Genomic DNA, 19,434 nt, shown 5'->3' with positions numbered 1-19,434 from the left:
GTCTTCCCTTTTGCGTCGCGATGCGGCCATCGCGAAGGTCACAACGAAAACGCACAGTGTAGCACTGTCGCGCCGCTGCCACCGAAAGAAAAACCCGGCCCGCCGGGGCTCGCAGCCCCGACGGCCGGGTCGGAAAACGGCTCGGGCCAGCGGCGCCCGTGGATCATGACCGCGGACGCCGCCGGCCGTAGCTCGGGGCCTCAGCCCCGGGCTTCCGGATCGCAGAGGTGCTTCTTGTCCTCCGGCAGGTTGTCCGGGCAGATGCCGCAGCCTTCGTTGCCGGGCAGCGCCCAGTCGATCTTCTTCGGATACGGCAGGTCCATCTCGTTCATGATCTTCACGAATTCTTCCTCGGGCTTGTCCTTGCCCAGACGCGGGTTGCGCATCTTTTCCTGGCCGATGGTCGTGATCTGCCGCTCTTCGTAATCGTGTCCGGGGTACACCAGGGTCTCGTCCGGCAGGGTAAAGAATTTGTCGTGGATCGAACGATACAGGGTGTGCGGATCGCCCGACTGGAAATCGGTCCGGCCGCAGGCCTCGATCAGCAGCGCATCCCCGGAGAACAGCATCTTCAGCCCCACGTGATCCAGCAGATATGCATGGTGGGTATCGGTGTGCCCCGGAGTGAACAGCGGGTTCACCACCAGGTTGCCCACGCGGAAGGGCTCGCCTTCGCGGATGCCGACGTCGCGGCAGGGAAGCTCGTCCAGCGCCGGGCCGGCCAGCTGACAGCCGGCCTTCTCGCGCAGCATCTTGCCGCCGGTGATGTGGTCCGCATGGATATGGGTCTCGATCGCATAGTCCAGGCTCAGGCCCATGTGCTGCAGGACCTCCAGATCGCGATCCACGGTCTCCAGGACCGGGTCGATCAGGGCCGTCTTGCCGGTATCCGGGCAGGACAGGAGATAGGTGTAGGTCGAGGATTCGGGTTCGAACAGCTGCTTGAAGATCATGTCGTGTCCTCCGACGTGTATTAGGAGTTCCTGAAATACTAGCCCGTGTCATGAGCGCGTGACCAACCACCGACACCTCGAGTGCTGGCTTTTCCCGTCAGCCTGCGCCACGCAACGTTTCCATCTCCGGTGGAGCCCTGCGGGCGGGCACAAGTTCCGCCGCTCCGGGTCCCGGGTCTCCCCCCGCATGCGGGGGCTCTTCTGTCGTCCGCGGGCGACCGCTATCATCGCGGTCCAGATCCCGTGCCGACAGTGCATTCAATCAGGAGAATCCCCATGGAAGCCAGTCAGGTCGCCGAACTCATCCGCGCGGGCCTGCCCGATGCCCGGTCGGTCGAAGTGACCGGGGGTGAAGGCAAGTTCGAGGCGCGGGTCATCAGCCCGCAGTTCGAGGGCATGTCCCGCGTGAAGAAACACCAGACGGTCTACGCCACCGTACGCGAGCAGATCGACAGCGGCGAACTGCACGCCCTGTCGATCGTGGCCCTGACGCCGGAGGAAGCCGAGGCGGAAGGCTGAACGGCCAGCGTCGCCGTCATGCTGTCACCCAAAGGTCGCGAGGAGATCCAGCGCCTGCTGGAGGGCGGCCTGGTGGAAGACTGGGCCGAGGCGGAAACCACGCTGCGCAATGTCACGCGCATGCTGCTGACCACCCGGCCCGACCTGCTGCGCCTGTACTTCGAACCGCAGGCCTGGCGGGAGATCACCTCCTGGCCGCAGAAAAAGGCGGCGAACGCGATCATCGCCGCGCTGCGCACCGGCGTGGTCGATGCCCTCGGGCGTCCGGAGATCGTCAACCGGGACCAGGCGCGCTTCTACCTCCTGTGCTTTCAGGATGACCTGACCGAGCGGGTCGACCGCTGGTGCCGCGACCACCCCGAAGAGTGCCCGCGGCGGGCCGCACGGGAACGGCGCGGGCTGGACCACGACACCGACACATGAACACCCCCTCCGACCACGACATCCTCTGCTGCGGCGACGCGGGTCAGGCCGATGCCCTCGCCGCCCTGCTGGCGCGCTACGGCCTGGAGCTGGTCATGCACCCACCCGGTGCCGCGCTCCCCGGCACCTGGTGGGGGGAGCCGGAGGCCGGGATCGTCGGCCTGCGGGTGCACGCCCGGCCGGACACGCCGGTGCATTCGGCCCTGCACGAGGCCGCGCACACCCTGTGCATGGACTCGCAACGCCGCGCCACCCTCCACACCAATGCCGGTGGCGACGACCTCGAGGAATGCGCCGTCTGCTATCTGCAGATCCTGCTGGCCGACGCCCTGCCCGGTGTCGGCCGCGAGCGGTTGATGCGCGACATGGACGCCTGGGGTTACAGCTTCCGTCTCGGGAGCACCGCGGCCTGGTTCCACGAGGACGCGGACGATGCTCGCCGGTTCCTGCAACGGCACGGCCTGATCGACGCCGGTGACCGCCTGACCGGACGAGCGCGCGGCGACTGACCCGCGCCGGGGAAACGCTGGTCAGCGTTTCCTAACGCTCAACTCACGGCACACGAAAAAAACGATGGTACACTCCGGGTTTGTTCGGAAACCGTACGGATTTCAGGCCTGCCCATGGACACCCCGACGATCAGCCCGCTGCTCGAGCAACTGGACCCGGCCTCCGGACTGTCGCAAAGCGCTCGTGACGAAGTCGCCGCCCAGTGCGAAATCCGCGATGAAGCCGCCGGCAAGCGCCTGCGACCCGATGCGGCCAGCGAGCACCACCTGTTCCTGCTGAGCGGCCAGCTGGTGCGCGTGGTCGGCGGGACCCCCGAACGCATCCGGCTCGATGGCGAGGATAACGACGTCCCGGTCGAACTGTTCGAGGGCAACCCCGGGCATCAGGACTTCGTCCTCACCGAACAGCCCTGCCGCATCCTCGCGCTGCCCAAGGCCGCCCTGGAACGGGCGTATTCGTCTTCCGTGGTGGTCAGCGACACCGAGCTGGACGACACCGAGGGCGCGTTTTTCAGCGAACTCTACGATCTGATCACCAGCAATCGCCTGGAGCTGCCGACCATGCCGGAGGTCGCGCTGCGCATCCAGGAACTGACCAACGACCCCGAAGCCAGCATGGACGACCTCACCGAGGTCATCCAGCGAGACGGCACCATTGCCGGCGCCCTGCTGCACGCCACCAACAGTCCGCTGTTCCGCGGCGCCCAGCAGATCCAGTCAGTGCGCGAGGCGGTCACCCGTCTGGGCTTTCGCAACACCCGCATGCTGGCTATGAACATGGCCCTGCGCCAGACCTTCAAGGCGAAGCACGCGGCCACCCGCGAGGCCATGGCCGAGGTATGGAGCGAAGGCGTGCTGAACTCCGCGTTCGCCTACCTGCTCGCCGACTCGCTGCGCCTGCTCGACCGGGAGCGGGCCCTGCTGGGCGGACTGGTGGCCGGGATCGGCGCGGTGCCCATCATCCAGTTCGCCGAGATGCGCGAGGAGAACCCGGGCGCCGAGCGCCTCGGAATGCTGATCGAGCGCCTGCGGAACCTCGCCGGGGTCCTGGTCATCAACTACTGGGATCTGGGCCAGGACCTGGTGGCGGTGGCCGAACACGCGTACGACTGGTCCTACCGCGCCGAACAGCCGGACTACGCCAGCGTCGGCATCGTGGCCGAATGGGCCGCCCTGCATTACAGCGGCAAGCCCCACCCGGATGCCCGCGAGGTCGCGGCGTTCGAGGTCCTGGGCATCGACCCGCCCGCGCCGGGCGACCCCATCCCGTTCCTCGAGGAACGCAACGACGACCTGAACGAACTGAAGCTCCTGTTCAATGCATGAAGCCCTGACTCTCGACCCCGTCGTCCCGCGACTGAAACCGTTCGCCGACCTCGGCGAAAGCGGTCGCCGCGAGTTGATCCGCCATGCCCGGACTATCGATCTCAAGCCCGGCCAGAAGGTATATGCGCGCGAGGAATACCGCCACCTGGTGTTCCTGTTGAAGGGGCGCATGGTCCTGGCGCATGGCGACAAGGCGCACACCGTGGAGGACGACGACCCGGCCGCGCTGGAGCCCCTGTTTGCCCCCCACGACTACCGTACCCACGCCGTCGCCGCACGCCCCAGCACGCTGGTCCGTTTTGACCGCAACGTCTATGAGACCCAGCTCAACTGCGTCGGCGACGCCATGGAAGTCGGCGAGGTGGACCTCACGGCGCAGGAAGGCGAACTGCTCGCCAACATCTTCCAGAAGGCCCAGACCGGCGAACTGGCCCTGCCACAGCTGCCCGACGTGGCCCTGCACCTGCAGGAGGCCATCGACGAGCCTGATATCGAGATCCGCCGGGTCACCGAGATCGTCGAACGCGACCCCAGCACTGCGTCCCGCCTGCTATCGGTCGCCAACAGCCCGGCCATGGGCTCACGACGCGAGATCACGCGCCTGGGCGATGCGATCGCGCGCCTCGGCCTCGAGCGCACGCGCCAGCTGGTGCTCGCGCTGGCCGCCCAGCAGGTGTTCATCGACCGGGGCAGCCCTTATCGCGCCGTCATGGAGCAGCTGTGGCGTCAGTCCACGCGCATCTCCGCCATCGCCTTCGTGCTGGCGGACGAATCCGGCGAGGCTGATCGTCAGCGCGCCCTGCTCGCCGGCCTGCTGCACCGGGTCGGCGCCCTGCCGGTCCTCGGCGAAATCGCCTCGCGCGAAGAGCAACCGGATGCCGTCGAGGTGGAACACGTGATCCAGCGTCTGGAATCCATGACCGGCGAACTGGTTGCCCAGCAATGGGGGCTCGCCTCCGATATCATGGCAGCCATCCGTGATTCCGGCGGGCCGGAACAGCCCGATGCCGCGCCCCTGACCGACATCGTGCGCATCGCGCGCAATGCCTGTCTGCGCGACGCCTCCGAGGTGGAACGCGCCCGGGCCATTCCGCTGGAAAACCTCCAGGCCATCCGGCGGCTCGGCTTCACGCTGGACGAAAACGGCGAACTGGCCGCGGTGGAGAAGGCACGGCCGAAGATCGAAGCCCTCATGCAGGAACTCGCCTGAGGGAAACACTGACGGCTCCGGGCCCCCCGGAGGCGTCAACCGGCAGGAACCGAACCATGACCGCAACGAACCGTCCGCAACCCGGGGAGAAACAGCGCGCCGCCGACAAGGTCTCGCGCATCCCGGTGAAGATCAATCCGACCACGAAACCGCAGCGCAAGCCCTCGTGGATCCGCGCGCAGAGCCAGGCGCGCCCCGAAGTCCAGCGCATCAAGGGCATCCTCCGCGAACAGAAGCTGGTCACCGTGTGCGAAGAGGCCAGCTGCCCCAACCTCGGCGAGTGCTTCAACCACGGCACGGCCACGTTCATGATCATGGGCGAAGTCTGCACCCGGCGCTGCCCGTTCTGCGACGTGGCCCACGGCCGTCCGGAGCCTCTGGACCCCGAGGAACCCCGGCACCTGGCCGAGACCATCGAGGCCCTCGGTCTGAAATACGTCGTCATCACCTCGGTGGACCGCGACGACCTGCGCGACGGCGGTGCCGGACATTTTGTCGACTGCATCCGCGAGATCCGCGAACGCACCCCGAACACGAAGATCGAGGTCCTGGTGCCCGACTTCCGGGGGCGCATGGACCGGGCGCTGGAGATCATGCGCCAGGCTCCGCCGGACGTCTTCAACCACAACCTCGAGACCGTGCCGCGGCTGTACCGCGAGGCGCGCCCGGGCGCCGATTACCAGTGGTCGCTGGACCTGCTTCGGCGTTTCCGGGAGCAGCATCCGGGCGTCCCCACCAAGTCCGGGCTGATGCTGGGTCTGGGCGAGGAACGCGAGGAACTGCTGCAGGTCCTGCAGGACCTGCGCGACCATGGCTGCGACATGCTGACCCTCGGGCAGTACCTGCAGCCCTCGCGCCACCACCTGCCGGTCACCCGCTTCCTCACGCCGGAGGAGTTCGACGAGCTGGGCGAACGCGCCCGCGAGATGGGCTTCCGGCAGGTCGCCAGCGGCCCGATGGTGCGCTCCTCCTACCACGCGGACCTGCAGGCACAGGGCGTCGCCGGAGAGACCGAAGCCGTCTGAACGCGCCGCTCAGTCGCCGCCCACCCGGCGGGGCGTTCAGGCCGCCGGGGCCTGCGGCCGCGCCAGGCAGCGCAGCAGTTCCGGCGGCAGCGTCGGTACTTCCTCGCAGGCCGACAGCGTTTCCTGCCCCCCGGTGGCCAGCTGCGCGGCCAGCGCCCGCAGGACCACGCGCCGCACCCGCTCGGGGTTCGCGGGCCCCCCTTCCGCGGCCACCGAGGTCGTCGCCAGTCCGGCATAACCACAGGGATGGATACGGCCAAAGGCCGACAGGGCCGGATCCACGTTGAGCGCCAGCCCGTGGATACTGACCCCGTGGCGCACCCGCAGGCCCAGTGCGGCGATCTTCGCATCGCCCGCGTAGACCCCGGGCGCGCCCTCGCGACGGCCCGCGACGATGCCCCACTCGCCCAGGGCATCGATCACCGCCTGTTCCAGGCGCTCCACCAGCGCCCGCACCCCAAGCCCGCGGCGCCGCAGATCCAGCAGGGTATACACCACCAGCTGCCCCGGCCCGTGCCAGGTCACCTGTCCGCCGCGGTCGATCGCGATCACCGGCACCGAGCCGGGATCGAGCAGGTGTTCGGCACGACCGTTGCGCCCCTGGGTATAGACCGGCGGGTGCTGCACACACCACAGCTGATCGGGCGTGTGCGGCCCGCGCTCCGCCGCATGCAGGCGCATCGCCCGCCATACCGGCAGGTAGGGCTGTTCGCCCAGACGATGAACCCGCAGCGTATTCAGAGGATCATCCGTACCCGGTTGCACTGCCCCAGGGCCCGGTAGAGATTGTCCAGCTGCAGCTGACTGGTGGCGGTGATGGTCACCGTAATCCCGACAAAGCGCCCGCCACTGGATGCCCGCTGCTGGATCACCGCATCCCCGGGCTCGTCCACGTGGTCGTTCACGCAGGATTCCACCGCTTCCATCAATTCGGGGTGAGAGTCCCCCATGATCTTGATCGGGAACCGGCAGGGGAATTCGATCAGGGTCTCGCGTTCTTCTTCGTCACTCATGGTTCATGGCCTCCGACTGTCGACGCACGGCACCGGGCTTGGCGGCCTGGTAGGCGGCATGCAACCGCGTCCACAGGGGGCCCGGCCGGCCGGTGCCCACCGGCTCGCCGTCGATACGGGTCACCGGCAGCAATTCACGGGTGGAACTGCTGAGCCAGACCTCGTCGGCGGCCCGCAGTTCCGCGGCGGTCACGCCCCGCTCCTCCACGGGCACGCCCTCGCCCCGGGCGAGCCCGAGCACGAAGTCGCGCGTCACCCCGGCCAGCATCCCGCTATCCAGTGGCGGTGTCACCAGCGTCCCGTCGCGGACCACGAACGCATTACTTGCTGCACCCTCGGTCAGCCGACCATTGCGCAACAGCAGCGCCTCCACCGCATCGGACTCCACGGCCTCCTGACGCGCGAGCACGTTGGCCAGCAGGGTGGTCGCCTTGATGTCGCAGCGACCCCAGCGCTCGTCGGTGCGGGTCACCGCGCTCACGCCCGCCTCGCGCACCGCCGGGCCCAGCGGACGGATGGGGCTGACCATCCCCAGTACCGTGGGTTCGGAGACATCCGGGAAGACGTGATCCCGCGGGGCCACCCCGCGGGTCACCTGCAGATAGAGCCCCAGATCCGGCGGCGTCGATCCGTCCGTCGGTTCCGCGCCGTTGTGGCGGAGCAGATCGCCCAGATGACGTTCCCATTGTTCGCGGCCGAAGGGGTTCGGCAGGCGAATGGCCGCCAGCGACCGCGCGAGGCGGTCCAGATGCGCGTCCAGCAGGAAGAACCGGCCCGCGTAACTGGGGATAACCTCATACACCGAATCGCCGAACAGGAAGCCGCGATCCAGCGGCGAGATCCGGACCTCCTCCAGCGGCAGGAATTCGCCATTGAACAGGGCAATGCTCATGTCCGCCTCAGAACGGCCACACCGACTGCACCCACAACACCGCGCCGTCCCAGCCACGGCGGATGAACCCGCCGGTCTCGATCTCCTGCAGCACGACCAGGGGCTGTTCGTGGAACGCTTCGCCGTCGAGGGTCGCAACCACACGCCCGACCCGGGCCCCTTCGCGCAGCGGCGCCTCCAGCGGATGATCGATCTCCATGGAAGCCGACAGATCATCCCCCTCGCCGGGCGGAATCACCACCCAGAAATCCTCCGCCAGTCCGACCGGGGCGTCCTGTGCGCTCCCCTTGTAGACCCGCGGCATGCCCAGGGCCTCGCCGGCACCGAACAGCTGCCGGGTTTCGGTAAAGCGCATGCCCCAGTTCACCAGTGCCTGGGATTCGTTCGCGCGGCGCGTGCCTCCGGTTGAATGGTCGGGGGCGTCGATGCCCATCACCACCGCCACCAGGCGACGGTCGTTGCGTTCGGCGGAGGACACCAGGTTGTAGCCCGCCGCCGAGGTCCAGCCGGTCTTCAGGCCGTCGAAACCGGCATCGCGCCACAACAGGAGATTGCGGTTGTTCTGCTCGATCCCGGCGTACTCGAACGAGCGCTCGGAATACAGGTTGTACAGATCCGGGAATTCGCGGATCAGGGCTCGCGCCAGGGTCGCCATGTCCGCCGCCGTGGTGTATTGCGACTCCTCTTCCGGCAGCCCGTGGGGGTTGGCAAAGTAGGAATCCCGCATGCCCAGCCGCCGGGCCTGGTTGTTCATCATGTCCACGAAGGCACCCTGCGAGCCGGCCACGCGCTCCGCCAGCGCGGTGGAGGCGTCGTTGCCGGACTGGATGATCATACCGCGCAGCAGGTCCTCGACCCGGACTTCCTCGCCGACCTCGATGAACATCCGCGAAGCGCCCTCCATCCCGGTACGCCAGGCCCGCTCGCTGATGGTGACTTCTTCCTCCAGCGACAGTCGGCCGTCGCGGATCTCGCCGAACACCACGTAGGCCGTCATCAGCTTGGTCAGGCTCGCCGGCTCGCGCCGCGCGGACGGATCGCGCTCCGCCAGGGCCACACCCGATTCGAAGTCCTTCAGCACATAGCTGGCCGCGGTGATGTCCGATGGCGGCGAGGGGATGCTTCCGGGCGCCGAAGGGCCGGTTCCGGCACGTGGAAGTTCCAGTTCCACGGCGCTGGCCGCCACGGGCAGGAACAGCAGAAAACTGACGGTGATCAGGGAATTGCGAAGTAATGACTTCATGAACCGAAGGAGTCTCCATGAATGAGGACCGGGGGCTTGCGGGCGCACACGGCGGCCAGACACCGAAGGATGCCAAAGATACCAGACCGGCACGCCGTCCGGGTTCTCAATCGGTCACGATACGGAAATCCCCGGGCGCCACCGCCTCCAGCCGCCGGGCCGTGTCGCGCACGGTGTCCTCGCCGTGCAGCGGGCCCACGCGCACACGGTGCAGCTCCTCGCCGCCGGCGGTCTCCACGCGACCGAGTTCGGCCACCCGGAATCCGTCCGCCCGCAGGCTTTCGCGCAGGCGCTCGGCCGTCATCCGTTCACCGAAGGCGCCCACCTGGATATAGCGCGCGGGCTCCTGGCTGTCCCCCTGTCCGGACACCGGCTGTCCGGACACCGGGTCACCGTTGTACGCCCCGTCGCCGTCGACCGTCCCGGCCATCTCCCGCGTTGCGTGCGGGTCGTTCGCGTCCGCCGCCAGCGGCTCCGGCTCCGGCTCCGGCTCCGGCTCCGGCTCCGCGGGAGTGTCGGCACCCTCGACGCGACCGCGTTCGGCCGTACGCACCTCGCCGTTCACGTCCCCGGGGCCGACCGCGCGGATACGCACCGGCGCCACGCCCGCATCGGTCATGCCCAGACGATGGGCCGCGGCATAGGACAGGTCGATGATGCGGTCATCCACGAACGGGCCTCGGTCGTTCACCCGGACCACCACCTGCTTCCCGTTCTCCAGATGGGTCACCTCGACGAAGCTGGGCAGCGGCAGCTTCTTGTGCGCCGCGGTCATGGCGTACATGTCATAGGGCTCGCCACTGGAGGTCCGGCGGCCGTGAAACTTCGTTCCGTACCATGACGCCATCCCCTCCTCCTCGAAACCTTCGGAAGAAGACAGCGTCACGTAGCGCTGACCGAACACCTCGTACTCGGCCGGATTGCCGTAACGACTGGGCGGCTCGTCGGCGGGTTCGGCATCCGGCAGGAGTGCCAGATCCCGCGGTACTTCGTCGGGATCGGGATAGCTGTCATGGGCGGCGTCCCCCAGCGGGCGGTCGCGCTCGGGCGTACCCGAGCAACCGGCAAGGATCATACCGGCCAGCAGCGCAACCGGCAGGGCGGCCCCGCCGATCGCACGCCCGTCAGTCGTACAGCGCCTGCGCCAGCTCATGGGCGGCCATCGCATACAGCGGACTCCGGTTGTATCGCGTGATCACGTAGAAATTCGGATACCCCAGATAATAGACATCGCCCTCGTCGGCCTCCAGATACACCAGCGAATAATCACCGTCCGGGTCGACCGTTTCACCTTCGGTCGGACGCACGCCGTGCTCGGCCAGTTCGTCCAGGTCGAAGCGGGCGGTGTAGCCCTGCTCGACCAGTTCTTCCGGATGGTCGTCGACCTCGGCGCGGGCCACCACCGGCTGGCCCCAGCGCCAGTCATGCTCGGCGAAGTAGTTCGCCACGCTGCCGATCGCGTCCGGCCAGGAATTCAGCAGGTCGCGCCGCCCGGAGTCATCGAAATCCACCGCGTAATGACGGTAGCTGGAGGAGATGAACTGGCCGTAACCCATCGCTCCGGCGTAGGAGCCATGCAGATCAAGGATCTCCAGATCCTCCTCTTCCGCCAGCTCCAGCAGATGGCCCAGCTCGCTGCGGAAGAAATCCGCCCGCGGCGGGTAGTCGAACCCGAGGGTCACCAGGGCATCCAGCACGCGGGTGCTGCCGGTGTTGCGTCCGTAATCGGTCTCGATGCCGATGATCGCCGCGATCATCTCCGGCTCGACGCCGAAGCGCTCCTCGGCGCGCTCCAGCCACTCGGCCTGCTCTTCCATGAACTCGCGCCCGCGCCGCACCCGGCGTTCGTTCACGAAGATCGGCCGGTAGTCCTTCCACGGCAGGGCTTCGGCGGGGCTGGAGATGCTGTCGATGATGTCCTGGCGCGGCCGGGCCTCCTCGAACAGTTCTTCCAGCCATTCGCGATCGAATCCCGCCTCCGCCCGTTCAGCGATGAATTCCTGCACATCCTCGCGTTCGAGATAGGGCGTCTCGCCCGCCCGGTATTCGGAACTGGCCGCCGCGGCGGTGGCGGCCACAAACAGGCAGGAGACGGCAACAGTCGTCGCAAAGCGACACGGATTCACGGGGTTCATCGATTCACCAGGCGTTTTTCGGAGGCAATGCTCATGAGAATACCGAAGGCCACCATGAGCGTCACCAGCGAAGTTCCGCCATAGCTCACAAGAGGCAACGGAACTCCCACCACCGGCAGCAGCCCGGTCACCATGCCGATGTTGACCACCATGTACACCGCAAAGGTCAGGCTGATACTGCCACCCAGCAGACGGGCGAAGCGGTCCTGCGCCAGGGATGCCAGCCACAGCCCGCGCGCGACGATGGCGAAATACAGCGCCAGCAGCAGCACCACCCCCATGAAGCCGAATTCCTCGGCATACACCGCGAAGATGAAATCGGTCGAGCGTTCCGGCAGAAAGTCCAGCTGCGACTGGGTCCCGTTGAGCCAGCCCTTGCCGTAGAACCCGCCCGAGCCGATGGCGATCTGCGACTGGATGATGTGATAACCGGTCCCCAGGGGATCGGACTCGGGATTGAACAGCGTCAGCACGCGCTGGCGCTGGTAGTCATGCATCTGCAGCCAGAGCACCGGCGCCGCCGCGGCCACAAGGGCCCCCAGGCCGGTGAACCAGCGCCAGGACAGCCCGGCGAGGAAGACCACCAGCAACCCGGCCACGCCCACCAGCATCGCGGTGCCCAGATCGGGCTGTTCCATGATCAGCCACACCGGCACCAGGATGATCGGCAGCACCACGGCCAGATCGCGCGCCCGCGGCGCACCCTGGCGCAGCGACAGGTACCACGCGGTCATCATCGGCACGGCCAGTTTCATGATCTCCGAAGGCTGGAAACGCACCAGCCCCGTATCCAGCCAGCGCCGGGCCCCCTTGCCGATCTCGCCGAAGAACAGCACCGCGACCAGCAGCACCAGACCGGCGACAAACAGCCAGGGGGCCATGACCCGGAGTACCCGTACCGGGATCTGCGCGATCACCAGCATCGCCGCGACCCCGAAGCCGATCCGCAACACCTGGTTCTCCAGCGCGACCAGACTCTCGCCGGTCGCGCTGAACAGCACCACCAGACCGAGCATCAGCAGCAGCGACAGCAGGATCAGCAGCGTGCCATCCATCCGCAGGCTGCGCAGGGCCCACTGCCCGGCGGAGAGCTCACGTCCGGTCACGCTGATCATTCCCCGGCCTCCTCGACGGGCAATCTCATGCCGCCACCGCCCAGCAGCCAGGCATCCATGACCTCGCGCGCCTTGGGCGCCGCTACGCGGCCACCACTGCCGCCGTGCTCCACCAGCACCGCAACCGCGATCTGCGGGTCATCCGCCGGGGCATAGCCGGTAAACAGGGCGTGATCCCAGAGATGGCGGGCCAGCTCGTCCTCGTCGTACTCCTCGTCCTCGCCCAGGCTGAAGACCTGCGAGGTCCCGGTCTTGCCGGCGATGGTGTACTCCGGATGGGTGCTCCCGATACTGCCCCAGGCGGTGCCATGCGGTTCGTGCACCGCTTCGACGAGCGATTCGTGGATCACGTCCCAGTGGGCTTCATCCAGCGCCACCGGCTGGCGGTAATCGGGCAGCAGGGTCTCGCCGATTTCCTGTTCCCGGCCATCCCCCATCGCCCGCAGCAGGCGCGGGCTCACGCGCTCGCCCCGATTTGCCAGCGTGGTGGTGAAATCGGCCATCTGCAGCGGGGTACTGAGCATGTACCCCTGCCCGATGGCCGTGATCAGGGTCTCGCCGGGATACCAGACGGTGCCGTGGGTGGCACGTTTCCAGTCGCGTCCCGGCCGGATGCCGGTGCGTTCGCCGCTGAGATCGATGCCGGTGGGCTCGCCGATACCGAAGGCTTCCAGCATCGGCGTGATCCGGTCGATCCCCATGTCGTGGGCGAGATCATAGAAATACACGTCCGATGACACCGCAATCGCGCGCGACATGTCGACCAGGCCATGGCCCTCCCGGCGCCAGTCACGATAGCGGCGTTCGTGCCCGGGAATCTGGTAGTAGCCGCGGGCGAACATCTCGCGGTCGGCGGTCGTCGCCTCCTCGTGCAGGCCGGCCAGGGCCACGATCGGCTTGATGGTGGACCCCGGCGGATACTGGCCATGCAGCACCCGGTTGAACAGCGGCCGCCCCGGATGGTCGCGCAGTGCCGAGAACTCTTCCTGCGACTGCCCCTTCACGAACGGCTCGGCATCGAATCCCGGGGCACTGACCATGGCCAGGACGTCTCCGCTGGCGGGCTCGATGGCCACGATCGCCCCGCGCTGGTCCCCCAGTGCGCGGCGGGCCGCCAGCTGCAGGTTGTAGTCCAGGGTCAGATGGATGTCGGTCCCGGCCGTCGGCGGGCTGGCCTCCAGCTCGCGGATCGTCCGGCCCTGGGCGTTTACCTCCACCTGACGGTGGCCCGGGCGGCCGTGCAGCAGCTCCTCGTAATGCTGCTCGATCCCGGTCTTGCCAATGTGGGATACCCCGGCATAGGCACGCTGGTCCACGCGCTGCAGATCCTCGCGCGTGATCCGGCCCACGTAGCCCACCACATGCGTGAACGCCTCGCCGGCCGGGTAATAGCGCATCGGACGCGCTTCGATCTCGACACCGGGCAGCTCATGACGGGACACGGCCAGATGCGCGACGGTCTCGTCGTCCAGCCCCGCCTTCAGCAACACCGGCTGAAACGGGCGCCGCTGCTCCACCCCGCGGCGGAACCGCTCGAGGTCGGCATCGGAGAGCTCCACGAAGTCCTCAAGCCGCTCCAGCAGCCGGTCAAGATCGTCGGCCTGTTCCACCGTGACCTCGAGCTGATAGGAAGCCCGGTTACCGGCCAGCAGCACGCCGTTGCGATCCCGGATCACGCCCCGGCTGGGGGCGATGGGCTCGATGCGCAGCCGGTTGTTCTCGGAAAGCGTGGTGTAGTGCTCGTGCGCACCCACCTGCAGACTGGCGGTGTGCCAGCCGATCAGGCCCAGCACCCCCGCGAGCAGCACCAGGGACAGCACCACCCGCGCGACAAAACGCCGGTGATCGTGCTGTTCCTGTCCATAGGCGTCGCGCTCATCCATGGGGCCGCCCGCCCGCGGCCATCAGGACCGCTCCATCGGGTCGCGGACGGACACGCGCAGCGACGCGCCCGGGAGACCGGCTCCCCCGGGGCACGCACGACACGCCCATGACTGCGCGAAAGGCTTCAGATCTTGCTCTTCTGGAAACGCTTGTAGCTGGCAAGAATCTCCGTCCTGGCTGCCTCGGCGTCCGCCCAGCCTTCCACCTTGACCCACTTGCCGGCTTCGAGCTCCTTGTAGTGCTCGAAGAAGTGCTTGATGCTGTCCAGAAGCTCCTGCGACACGTCTTCCGGGCCCTTCACGCTCTCGTACCCCGGATGCAGCTTGGTTACCGGCACCGCCAGGATCTTCGCATCCTGCCCGGCCTCGTCGGACATCTGCAGCACGCCCACCGGCCGCGCGCGCACCACCGAACCCGGCATCAGCGGCACCGGCGTGATCACCAGCACGTCCACCGGATCGCCGTCTTCCGACAGGGTCTGCGGCACGAACCCGTAGTTGCAGGGGTAGAACATGGCGACCGTCATGAAACGGTCGACCACCAGCGCACCGCTGTCCTTGTCCACTTCGTACTTGACCGGCTGACCGTGCGCGGGGATCTCGATCACCACGTTCATGTCATCGGGCAGATCCTTCCCGGCTTCAATCTGATTCAGATCCATCGTCTCTTTCCGCTTGATTGGTTGGCGCGGCATTATAACGGGACTGCGCGACAGGTGAACGATCCCGGCCGGCTTGCGAGCCCCCCGGCCAGTCGGTATAAGACCGCGTGCGCTTTCGATACCCAATTCACGTGCCGGCGCCGATGCGGGCGCGAACGGCACACGGCAGGAGTCAATTATGCGAATCGTCCTGATGGGCGCCCCCGGATCCGGCAAGGGTACCCAGGCCAAGAAGATGGTCAGTCACTTCGGCATCCCCCAGATCTCCACCGGCGACCTGCTGCGCGCGGCCGTCGCCGCGGAGACCGAACTCGGCCTGAAGGCGAAGAGCGCCATGGACGCCGGCCAGCTGGTCCCCGATGACCTGGTGCTGGGCCTGATCCGCGACCGTCTGCAGGAGCCCGACGCCGAAAAGGGCTTCATCCTCGACGGGTTCCCGCGCAACTGCGCCCAGGCCGAGGCCCTGGACGGCATGCTGGCCGACATCGAACGCCCGCTGGACCGCGCGATCCAGATCGACGTGCCGTTCGAGGAGCTGAAGCAGCGCCTGACCGGCCGGGTCTCCTGCGAAAGCTGCGGCGCGGTGTTCAACACCCACACCTTCCCGCCGCAGAAGGAAGGCATCTGCGACCAGTGCGGCGGCAACCTGGTCCACCGCGCGGACGACACCGAGGAGACGGTGGTCAGCCGCCTGCAGGTGTACGAGGAACAGACGCAGCCGCTGATCGAGTATTACGACACCCGCGGTCTGCTCAAGCACGTCGACGGCACGCGCGACATGGAACGGATCTTCGACGAGATCCGCGGCCTGCTGGACTGATCCGCGATGCGGCCGGCGCGTGCCGCGGCGGTGTCCCTCGTACTGGTCGCCACCGCCCCGGCGGCCGGTGCGGAGACGGCCTTCGGCGGGGATCGTCCCGCCGGCTGCGAATTCGCGCCCGACGCCGTCTGGCCCGCCCTGCGCGAACTGCCGCCCGACGTGCGCGAGATCGAGGCGGATCACATCCGGCGCGAGGGCGACCAGGTGCGCGCCGAGGGCGATGTCCGGCTGTATGCAGACCGTCAGCGGCTGGACGCCGAGGTCCTCGACTACGATCGCGCCCGGGGGCTGGCACGGACCGAGGGAGCGGTCCGGCTGTTCGACGGCGACCTGCTGCTGCAGGGCGAAGACGGCCGCTTCCGGCTCGACGAAGATACCGGGGAGCTGAGCCGCATCGACTACATGGTGCGCTCGGTGCCCGCACGCGGACAGGCCGGGGCCGGCACGCAGCTCGACCCCGACCGGCACCGCTTCGAACAGGCGCAGTACACCACCTGCCCGGTCAACCGGGACTCCTGGCGCCTGGACGCCGCCCGCCTCGACCTCGACCAGGAAAGCGGGCGCGGCGTCGCCCGCCACGCCGTGCTGCGCGTGCGCAACATACCGGTGGCCTACACCCCGTATATCGATTTCCCCCTGGACGACCGGCGCAAGTCCGGCTTCCTCCTGCCCAGCTTCGGCACCGGCGGACGCACCGGCGCGGATCTGTCCCTGCCGTGGTACTGGAACATCGCGCCCAATTACGACGCCACGTTCACGCCGCGCATCATGGCCGACCGCGGGATCAAGCTGGGCACCGAATTCCGCTACCTGCAGCCTGCCCACGAAGGACAGGTCGATTTTCGTTACCTGCCGGATGATCGCGAGACCGGCGAGGATCGCCAATTTGTGGCCTGGGAGCACCGCACCCGCATCGCCCCCGGCCTGCGCCTGGACATCGATGCCGCGGACGTCTCCGACAGTGAATATTTCCGCGATTTCGGCTCCGCCGACCGCTATTCCGGCTCGGTGCGCGACCTGCGCCGCCGGGCCGACCTGACCTGGAGTCAGCCGCGCTACCGCCTGCGCACCCGGGTCGAGGACTACCAGATCGTCGACACCGAGCTGGCCGACCGGCGCGAGCCCTACCAGCGGCTGCCGCAGATCACCCTGGAAGCCGGCGAATACGCGGGACAATGGGCCGGCGGCGGGGTCACCTGGGACCTGGACGCCGAACTGGTGCGTTTCGCCCGTCAGGAGCGCGCCTCGGACCGTCCCACCGGCCTGCGTTTCGACCTCGACCCGGAAATGGCCTGGCGTTTCGACACCGGCGGGATCTTTGTCGAGCCCCGCGCCGGGGTGCGCTACACCGCCTACGAGCTGGACCGCCGCGGCGAGCCCGGCCCCGAGTCCATCCGCCGCACCGTACCGCATGCCGCGGTGGACGGCGGCCTGATCTTCGAACGCGACCTGGCCGACGGCGAACGGCTGCAGACCCTGGAGCCCCGGCTGTTCTACGGCTACGTGCCCTACCGCGACCAGGACGATATCCCGGTGTTCGACACCGGCGAGCGCGAGTTCAGCTTCGACAACCTGTTCAGTCTGCAGCGCTTTACCGGCGCCGACCGCGTGGGCGACACCCACCAGCTGACCGCCGCCCTGACCAGCCGCATCCTCGATACGACCACCGGACAGGAACGCGCCCGGCTGTCGGTCGGCGAGATCCGCTATTTCCGCGACCGCCGCGTACGCCGCAGCCCCTCCGCGCCGGCACTGGAGGACCGCCATTCGGACCTCGCCGTGGAGGGGCGCCTGCGTATCGGCGACGCCTGGGACGGCCGCGGCTCGGTGCTCTACAACCGCGAGCACGAGGACACCTCGCTGGCCGCGCTCGGCGTATCCTGGAGCCCGGATGAGCGCCGGCGCATCAACCTTGGCTACCGCCAGCGGGCCGACCGGCTGGAACAGACCGACGTGTCCGTCCTGTGGCCGGCCGGCGACCGCGTGGATCTGGTCGGACGCTGGAACTACAGCCTGCGCAGTGAACGCGACCTCGAACTTCTGGCCGGTCTCCAGTATCGTAGTTGCTGCTATGGTTTGCGCGTGGTCGCCCGGCGTTCGCTGGATTCCGACCAGCGCTACGACAACTCGATCCATTTCCAGATCACGCTGGACGGACTGGCCCGTTTCGACGGCGGAGTCGACAGCCTCCTGAGCGAAGGTATTGCCGGATATGATGCGCACCCCGACCGCTAAAAGCGCCGGTCGCCGCGCGGGCATGCTTGCCCGCCCCCTGCTCCTGGCCGGGCTTGCCCTGGCCCTGGCGCCGCTGGCCCAGGCCCAGCACGACCCGCTCTCCATGCCCGAAGGTACGGGCACCGGAGCGGGCGCCGGAGCGGGCCCCGGCGCCGAAACGGGGGTACAGGCCCCGGTCACCCCGGGTGCCGCCACCGATGCCGGCGCGCCCGCCCCGGCAATCACTCCGCCGGAGGAAGACCGGTTCACCGACCGCATCCTCGCCATCGTCGAGGAAGACGTGATCACCCAGCGCGAGCTGGTGGAACGCATGAACCTGGTGGCGCAGCAGATGGCCGAACAGGGGCAGCGTCCGCCCGGCCAGGATGCCCTTGCGCGCCAGGTCATGGAACAGCTGGTCACCGAGCGCGTGCAGCTGCAGGAGGCCCGCAGGATCGGCATCAGCATCGACGAGATGACACTGAACCGAACCATGGAGCAGATCGCGCGCGAAAACCGCATGACACTGCCCCAGCTGCGCCGCGCCCTGATGCAGGACGGCGTGGACTTCGAGGCGTTTCGTGAGCAGATCCGCACCGAGCTGACCATCAACCAGCTGCGCAGCCGCCAGGTCGACAACCGGGTCCGGGTCTCCGATCAGGAGATCGAAGATCTGATCGCCTCGGAGAGCGGCGCCATCGACCGCGACGTGCGCTACCGGCTCTCGCACATCCTCGTCGCGGTGCCGCAGGGCGCGGGCAGCGACGAGATCCGCGAGGCGCGGGAGAAGGCCGCGGAGCTGCGCTCCCGCGTGCGTGAAGGCGAGGAATTCGCCCGGGTGGCGATGGAAGAATCCGACGGACCGCAGGCCCTGCAGGGCGGCGATCTGGGCTGGCGCGGCCCCGGCGAACTGTCCACGGTGCTGGCCCGCGAGGCCATCCTGATGCGCACCGGCGCGGTCAGCGACGTCCTGCGCTCACCGCAGGGCTTCCACATCATCCGCCTCGAGGACCGCGAGGGCGGTGACCAGACCCTGGTGGAACAGACCGAAGTCCGCCACATCCTCAAGAGCCCCGACGAGGTCCGCAGCGAGGAAGAGGCCGAGCGCCAGATCCGCGCCCTGCACAACCGCCTGCAGGAGGGCGAGGACTTCGGCGATCTCGCCCGCGGCAACTCCGACGACCCGGGGTCCGCCGCACAGGGCGGCCGTCTGGGCTGGATCAGCCCCGGGGAACTGGTACCCGGCTTCGAACAGGCCATGAACCGGCTCGAACCGGGCGAGGTCAGCGAGCCGGTGCAGAGCGAGTTCGGCTGGCACATCATCGAGGTGCTGGACCGCCGCGAAGTGGACACCACCCGCGAGCAGATCCGCGCCCGCGCCCGCGAAGTCCTGCAGAACCGCAAGCGCCAGGACGAGATGGAGCTGTGGCAGCGCCGCCTGCGCGAGGGCGCCTATGTCGAATACCGCGTCGACGGCCTCGAGCCCTGAGCC

19 protein-coding genes are annotated in these 19,434 nt (G+C 68.1%); 9 read left to right on the top strand and 10 right to left on the bottom strand.

Annotated elements, in window-relative coordinates; all coding sequences use genetic code 11:
• Window positions 1-200 precede the first annotated feature (200 nt).
• Entirely contained in the window at window positions 201-953 is a 753-nt protein-coding gene (locus tag G020_RS0112450; protein WP_024329811.1) for an MBL fold metallo-hydrolase, read from the bottom strand.
• A 276-nt stretch (window positions 954-1,229) separates the two neighbouring features.
• Between G020_RS0112450 and G020_RS0112445 the strand changes: the two genes are divergently transcribed.
• From G020_RS0112445 to lipA, 6 genes are all read left to right on the top strand, one after another.
• Entirely contained in the window at window positions 1,230-1,472 is a 243-nt protein-coding gene (locus G020_RS0112445; protein ID WP_018870908.1) for a BolA family protein, read from the top strand.
• An 18-nt stretch (window positions 1,473-1,490) separates the two neighbouring features.
• Complete coding sequence (locus G020_RS0112440; protein WP_024329810.1) at window positions 1,491-1,895, top strand: hypothetical protein; 405 nt, start codon at window positions 1,491-1,493, stop codon at window positions 1,893-1,895.
• Window positions 1,892-2,404 (top strand): hypothetical protein, encoded by a 513-nt coding sequence (locus G020_RS0112435; RefSeq protein WP_024329809.1) that lies wholly within the window; start codon window positions 1,892-1,894, stop codon window positions 2,402-2,404. Before G020_RS0112440 ends, G020_RS0112435 begins: the two co-directional genes overlap by 4 nt.
• A 114-nt stretch (window positions 2,405-2,518) precedes the next feature.
• On the top strand, window positions 2,519-3,730 hold the full coding sequence (locus tag G020_RS0112430; protein WP_024329808.1) for an HDOD domain-containing protein: 1,212 nt from the start codon (window positions 2,519-2,521) through the stop codon (window positions 3,728-3,730).
• Window positions 3,723-4,940, top strand: coding sequence for an HDOD domain-containing protein (locus G020_RS0112425; protein ID WP_018946242.1), 1,218 nt, complete (start codon window positions 3,723-3,725; stop codon window positions 4,938-4,940). The genes G020_RS0112430 and G020_RS0112425 overlap by 8 nt, the downstream gene beginning before the upstream one ends.
• A 56-nt stretch (window positions 4,941-4,996) precedes the next feature.
• Window positions 4,997-5,965: a lipoyl synthase gene (gene lipA / locus G020_RS0112420; RefSeq protein ID WP_018870903.1), complete on the top strand. Its 969-nt coding sequence runs from the start codon at window positions 4,997-4,999 to the stop codon at window positions 5,963-5,965.
• A 36-nt stretch (window positions 5,966-6,001) separates the two neighbouring features.
• On the opposite strand, the gene lipB is transcribed toward lipA, so the two are convergent.
• From lipB to ppa, 9 genes are all read right to left on the bottom strand, one after another.
• Complete coding sequence (lipB, locus tag G020_RS0112415) at window positions 6,002-6,706, bottom strand: lipoyl(octanoyl) transferase LipB (protein WP_196800322.1); 705 nt, start codon at window positions 6,704-6,706, stop codon at window positions 6,002-6,004.
• Window positions 6,703-6,978 (bottom strand): YbeD family protein, encoded by a 276-nt coding sequence (locus G020_RS0112410; protein WP_018870901.1) that lies wholly within the window; start codon window positions 6,976-6,978, stop codon window positions 6,703-6,705. The genes lipB and G020_RS0112410 overlap by 4 nt, the downstream gene beginning before the upstream one ends.
• Window positions 6,971-7,870 carry a D-amino acid aminotransferase gene (locus tag G020_RS0112405; RefSeq protein ID WP_024329805.1) on the bottom strand — a complete coding sequence of 300 codons (900 nt, stop codon included), beginning with the start codon at window positions 7,868-7,870 and terminating at the stop codon, window positions 6,971-6,973. The genes G020_RS0112410 and G020_RS0112405 overlap by 8 nt, the downstream gene beginning before the upstream one ends.
• A 7-nt stretch (window positions 7,871-7,877) precedes the next feature.
• Entirely contained in the window at window positions 7,878-9,113 is a 1,236-nt protein-coding gene (locus G020_RS0112400) for a D-alanyl-D-alanine carboxypeptidase family protein (RefSeq protein ID WP_024329804.1), read from the bottom strand.
• A gap of 106 nt (window positions 9,114-9,219) precedes the next feature.
• The gene (locus G020_RS0112395; protein ID WP_024329803.1) at window positions 9,220-10,266 is read right to left on the bottom strand and encodes a septal ring lytic transglycosylase RlpA family protein; all 1,047 of its coding nucleotides are present in this window, start codon (window positions 10,264-10,266) and stop codon (window positions 9,220-9,222) included.
• Window positions 10,238-11,248: a lytic murein transglycosylase B gene (gene mltB, locus G020_RS0112390; RefSeq protein ID WP_024329802.1), complete on the bottom strand. Its 1,011-nt coding sequence runs from the start codon at window positions 11,246-11,248 to the stop codon at window positions 10,238-10,240. Before mltB ends, G020_RS0112395 begins: the two co-directional genes overlap by 29 nt.
• Entirely contained in the window at window positions 11,245-12,363 is a 1,119-nt protein-coding gene (gene rodA, locus G020_RS0112385) for a rod shape-determining protein RodA (RefSeq protein ID WP_018946249.1), read from the bottom strand. Before rodA ends, mltB begins: the two co-directional genes overlap by 4 nt.
• Window positions 12,360-14,246: a penicillin-binding protein 2 gene (gene mrdA / locus G020_RS0112380; protein WP_024329801.1), complete on the bottom strand. Its 1,887-nt coding sequence runs from the start codon at window positions 14,244-14,246 to the stop codon at window positions 12,360-12,362. Before mrdA ends, rodA begins: the two co-directional genes overlap by 4 nt.
• Before the next feature lie 125 nt (window positions 14,247-14,371).
• Window positions 14,372-14,908, bottom strand: coding sequence for an inorganic diphosphatase (ppa, locus tag G020_RS0112375; RefSeq protein WP_018870894.1), 537 nt, complete (start codon window positions 14,906-14,908; stop codon window positions 14,372-14,374).
• Window positions 14,909-15,086: 178 nt separating this feature from the next.
• On the opposite strand from ppa, the gene G020_RS0112370 reads away from it, so the two are divergent.
• The 3 genes from G020_RS0112370 to G020_RS0112360 are packed head-to-tail and all read left to right on the top strand — an operon-like array spanning window position 15,087 to window position 19,431.
• On the top strand, window positions 15,087-15,728 hold the full coding sequence (locus G020_RS0112370; RefSeq protein ID WP_024329800.1) for an adenylate kinase: 642 nt from the start codon (window positions 15,087-15,089) through the stop codon (window positions 15,726-15,728).
• Between the two features lie 6 nt (window positions 15,729-15,734).
• Window positions 15,735-17,963: an LPS-assembly protein LptD gene (locus G020_RS0112365; RefSeq protein WP_024329799.1), complete on the top strand. Its 2,229-nt coding sequence runs from the start codon at window positions 15,735-15,737 to the stop codon at window positions 17,961-17,963.
• A complete protein-coding gene (locus G020_RS0112360) occupies window positions 17,941-19,431 on the top strand; it encodes a peptidylprolyl isomerase (protein WP_029681315.1) in 1,491 nt (496 codons plus the stop codon). The genes G020_RS0112365 and G020_RS0112360 overlap by 23 nt, the downstream gene beginning before the upstream one ends.
• Window positions 19,432-19,434: the final 3 nt, after the last annotated feature.

Origin of the sequence: Thioalkalivibrio sp. ALR17-21, assembly GCF_000420185.1 — a bacterium.
Lineage (GTDB): Bacteria > Pseudomonadota > Gammaproteobacteria > Ectothiorhodospirales > Ectothiorhodospiraceae > Thioalkalivibrio > Thioalkalivibrio halophilus.
This window is presented reverse-complemented; position numbering and strand designations above follow the sequence as displayed.

What these genes read in the sequence shown, in the direction of transcription:
- mrdA (WP_024329801.1), bottom strand. Translation starts at nt 14,246, where the DNA reads ATGGATGAGCGCGACGCCTATGGACAGGAACAGCACGATCACCGGCGT.
- G020_RS0112445 (WP_018870908.1), top strand. Translation starts at nt 1,230, where the DNA reads ATGGAAGCCAGTCAGGTCGCCGAACTCATCCGCGCGGGCCTGCCCGAT.
- mltB (WP_024329802.1), bottom strand. Translation starts at nt 11,248, where the DNA reads ATGAACCCCGTGAATCCGTGTCGCTTTGCGACGACTGTTGCCGTCTCC.
- G020_RS0112370 (WP_024329800.1), top strand. Translation starts at nt 15,087, where the DNA reads ATGCGAATCGTCCTGATGGGCGCCCCCGGATCCGGCAAGGGTACCCAG.
- G020_RS0112410 (WP_018870901.1), bottom strand. Translation starts at nt 6,978, where the DNA reads ATGAGTGACGAAGAAGAACGCGAGACCCTGATCGAATTCCCCTGCCGG.
- G020_RS0112405 (WP_024329805.1), bottom strand. Translation starts at nt 7,870, where the DNA reads ATGAGCATTGCCCTGTTCAATGGCGAATTCCTGCCGCTGGAGGAGGTC.
- G020_RS0112435 (WP_024329809.1), top strand. Translation starts at nt 1,892, where the DNA reads ATGAACACCCCCTCCGACCACGACATCCTCTGCTGCGGCGACGCGGGT.
- ppa (WP_018870894.1), bottom strand. Translation starts at nt 14,908, where the DNA reads ATGGATCTGAATCAGATTGAAGCCGGGAAGGATCTGCCCGATGACATG.
- G020_RS0112365 (WP_024329799.1), top strand. Translation starts at nt 15,735, where the DNA reads ATGCGGCCGGCGCGTGCCGCGGCGGTGTCCCTCGTACTGGTCGCCACC.
- G020_RS0112450 (WP_024329811.1), bottom strand. Translation starts at nt 953, where the DNA reads ATGATCTTCAAGCAGCTGTTCGAACCCGAATCCTCGACCTACACCTAT.
- G020_RS0112400 (WP_024329804.1), bottom strand. Translation starts at nt 9,113, where the DNA reads ATGAAGTCATTACTTCGCAATTCCCTGATCACCGTCAGTTTTCTGCTG.
- G020_RS0112440 (WP_024329810.1), top strand. Translation starts at nt 1,491, where the DNA reads ATGCTGTCACCCAAAGGTCGCGAGGAGATCCAGCGCCTGCTGGAGGGC.
- G020_RS0112395 (WP_024329803.1), bottom strand. Translation starts at nt 10,266, where the DNA reads ATGAGCTGGCGCAGGCGCTGTACGACTGACGGGCGTGCGATCGGCGGG.
- G020_RS0112360 (WP_029681315.1), top strand. Translation starts at nt 17,941, where the DNA reads ATGATGCGCACCCCGACCGCTAAAAGCGCCGGTCGCCGCGCGGGCATG.
- G020_RS0112425 (WP_018946242.1), top strand. Translation starts at nt 3,723, where the DNA reads ATGCATGAAGCCCTGACTCTCGACCCCGTCGTCCCGCGACTGAAACCG.
- rodA (WP_018946249.1), bottom strand. Translation starts at nt 12,363, where the DNA reads ATGATCAGCGTGACCGGACGTGAGCTCTCCGCCGGGCAGTGGGCCCTG.
- G020_RS0112430 (WP_024329808.1), top strand. Translation starts at nt 2,519, where the DNA reads ATGGACACCCCGACGATCAGCCCGCTGCTCGAGCAACTGGACCCGGCC.
- lipA (WP_018870903.1), top strand. Translation starts at nt 4,997, where the DNA reads ATGACCGCAACGAACCGTCCGCAACCCGGGGAGAAACAGCGCGCCGCC.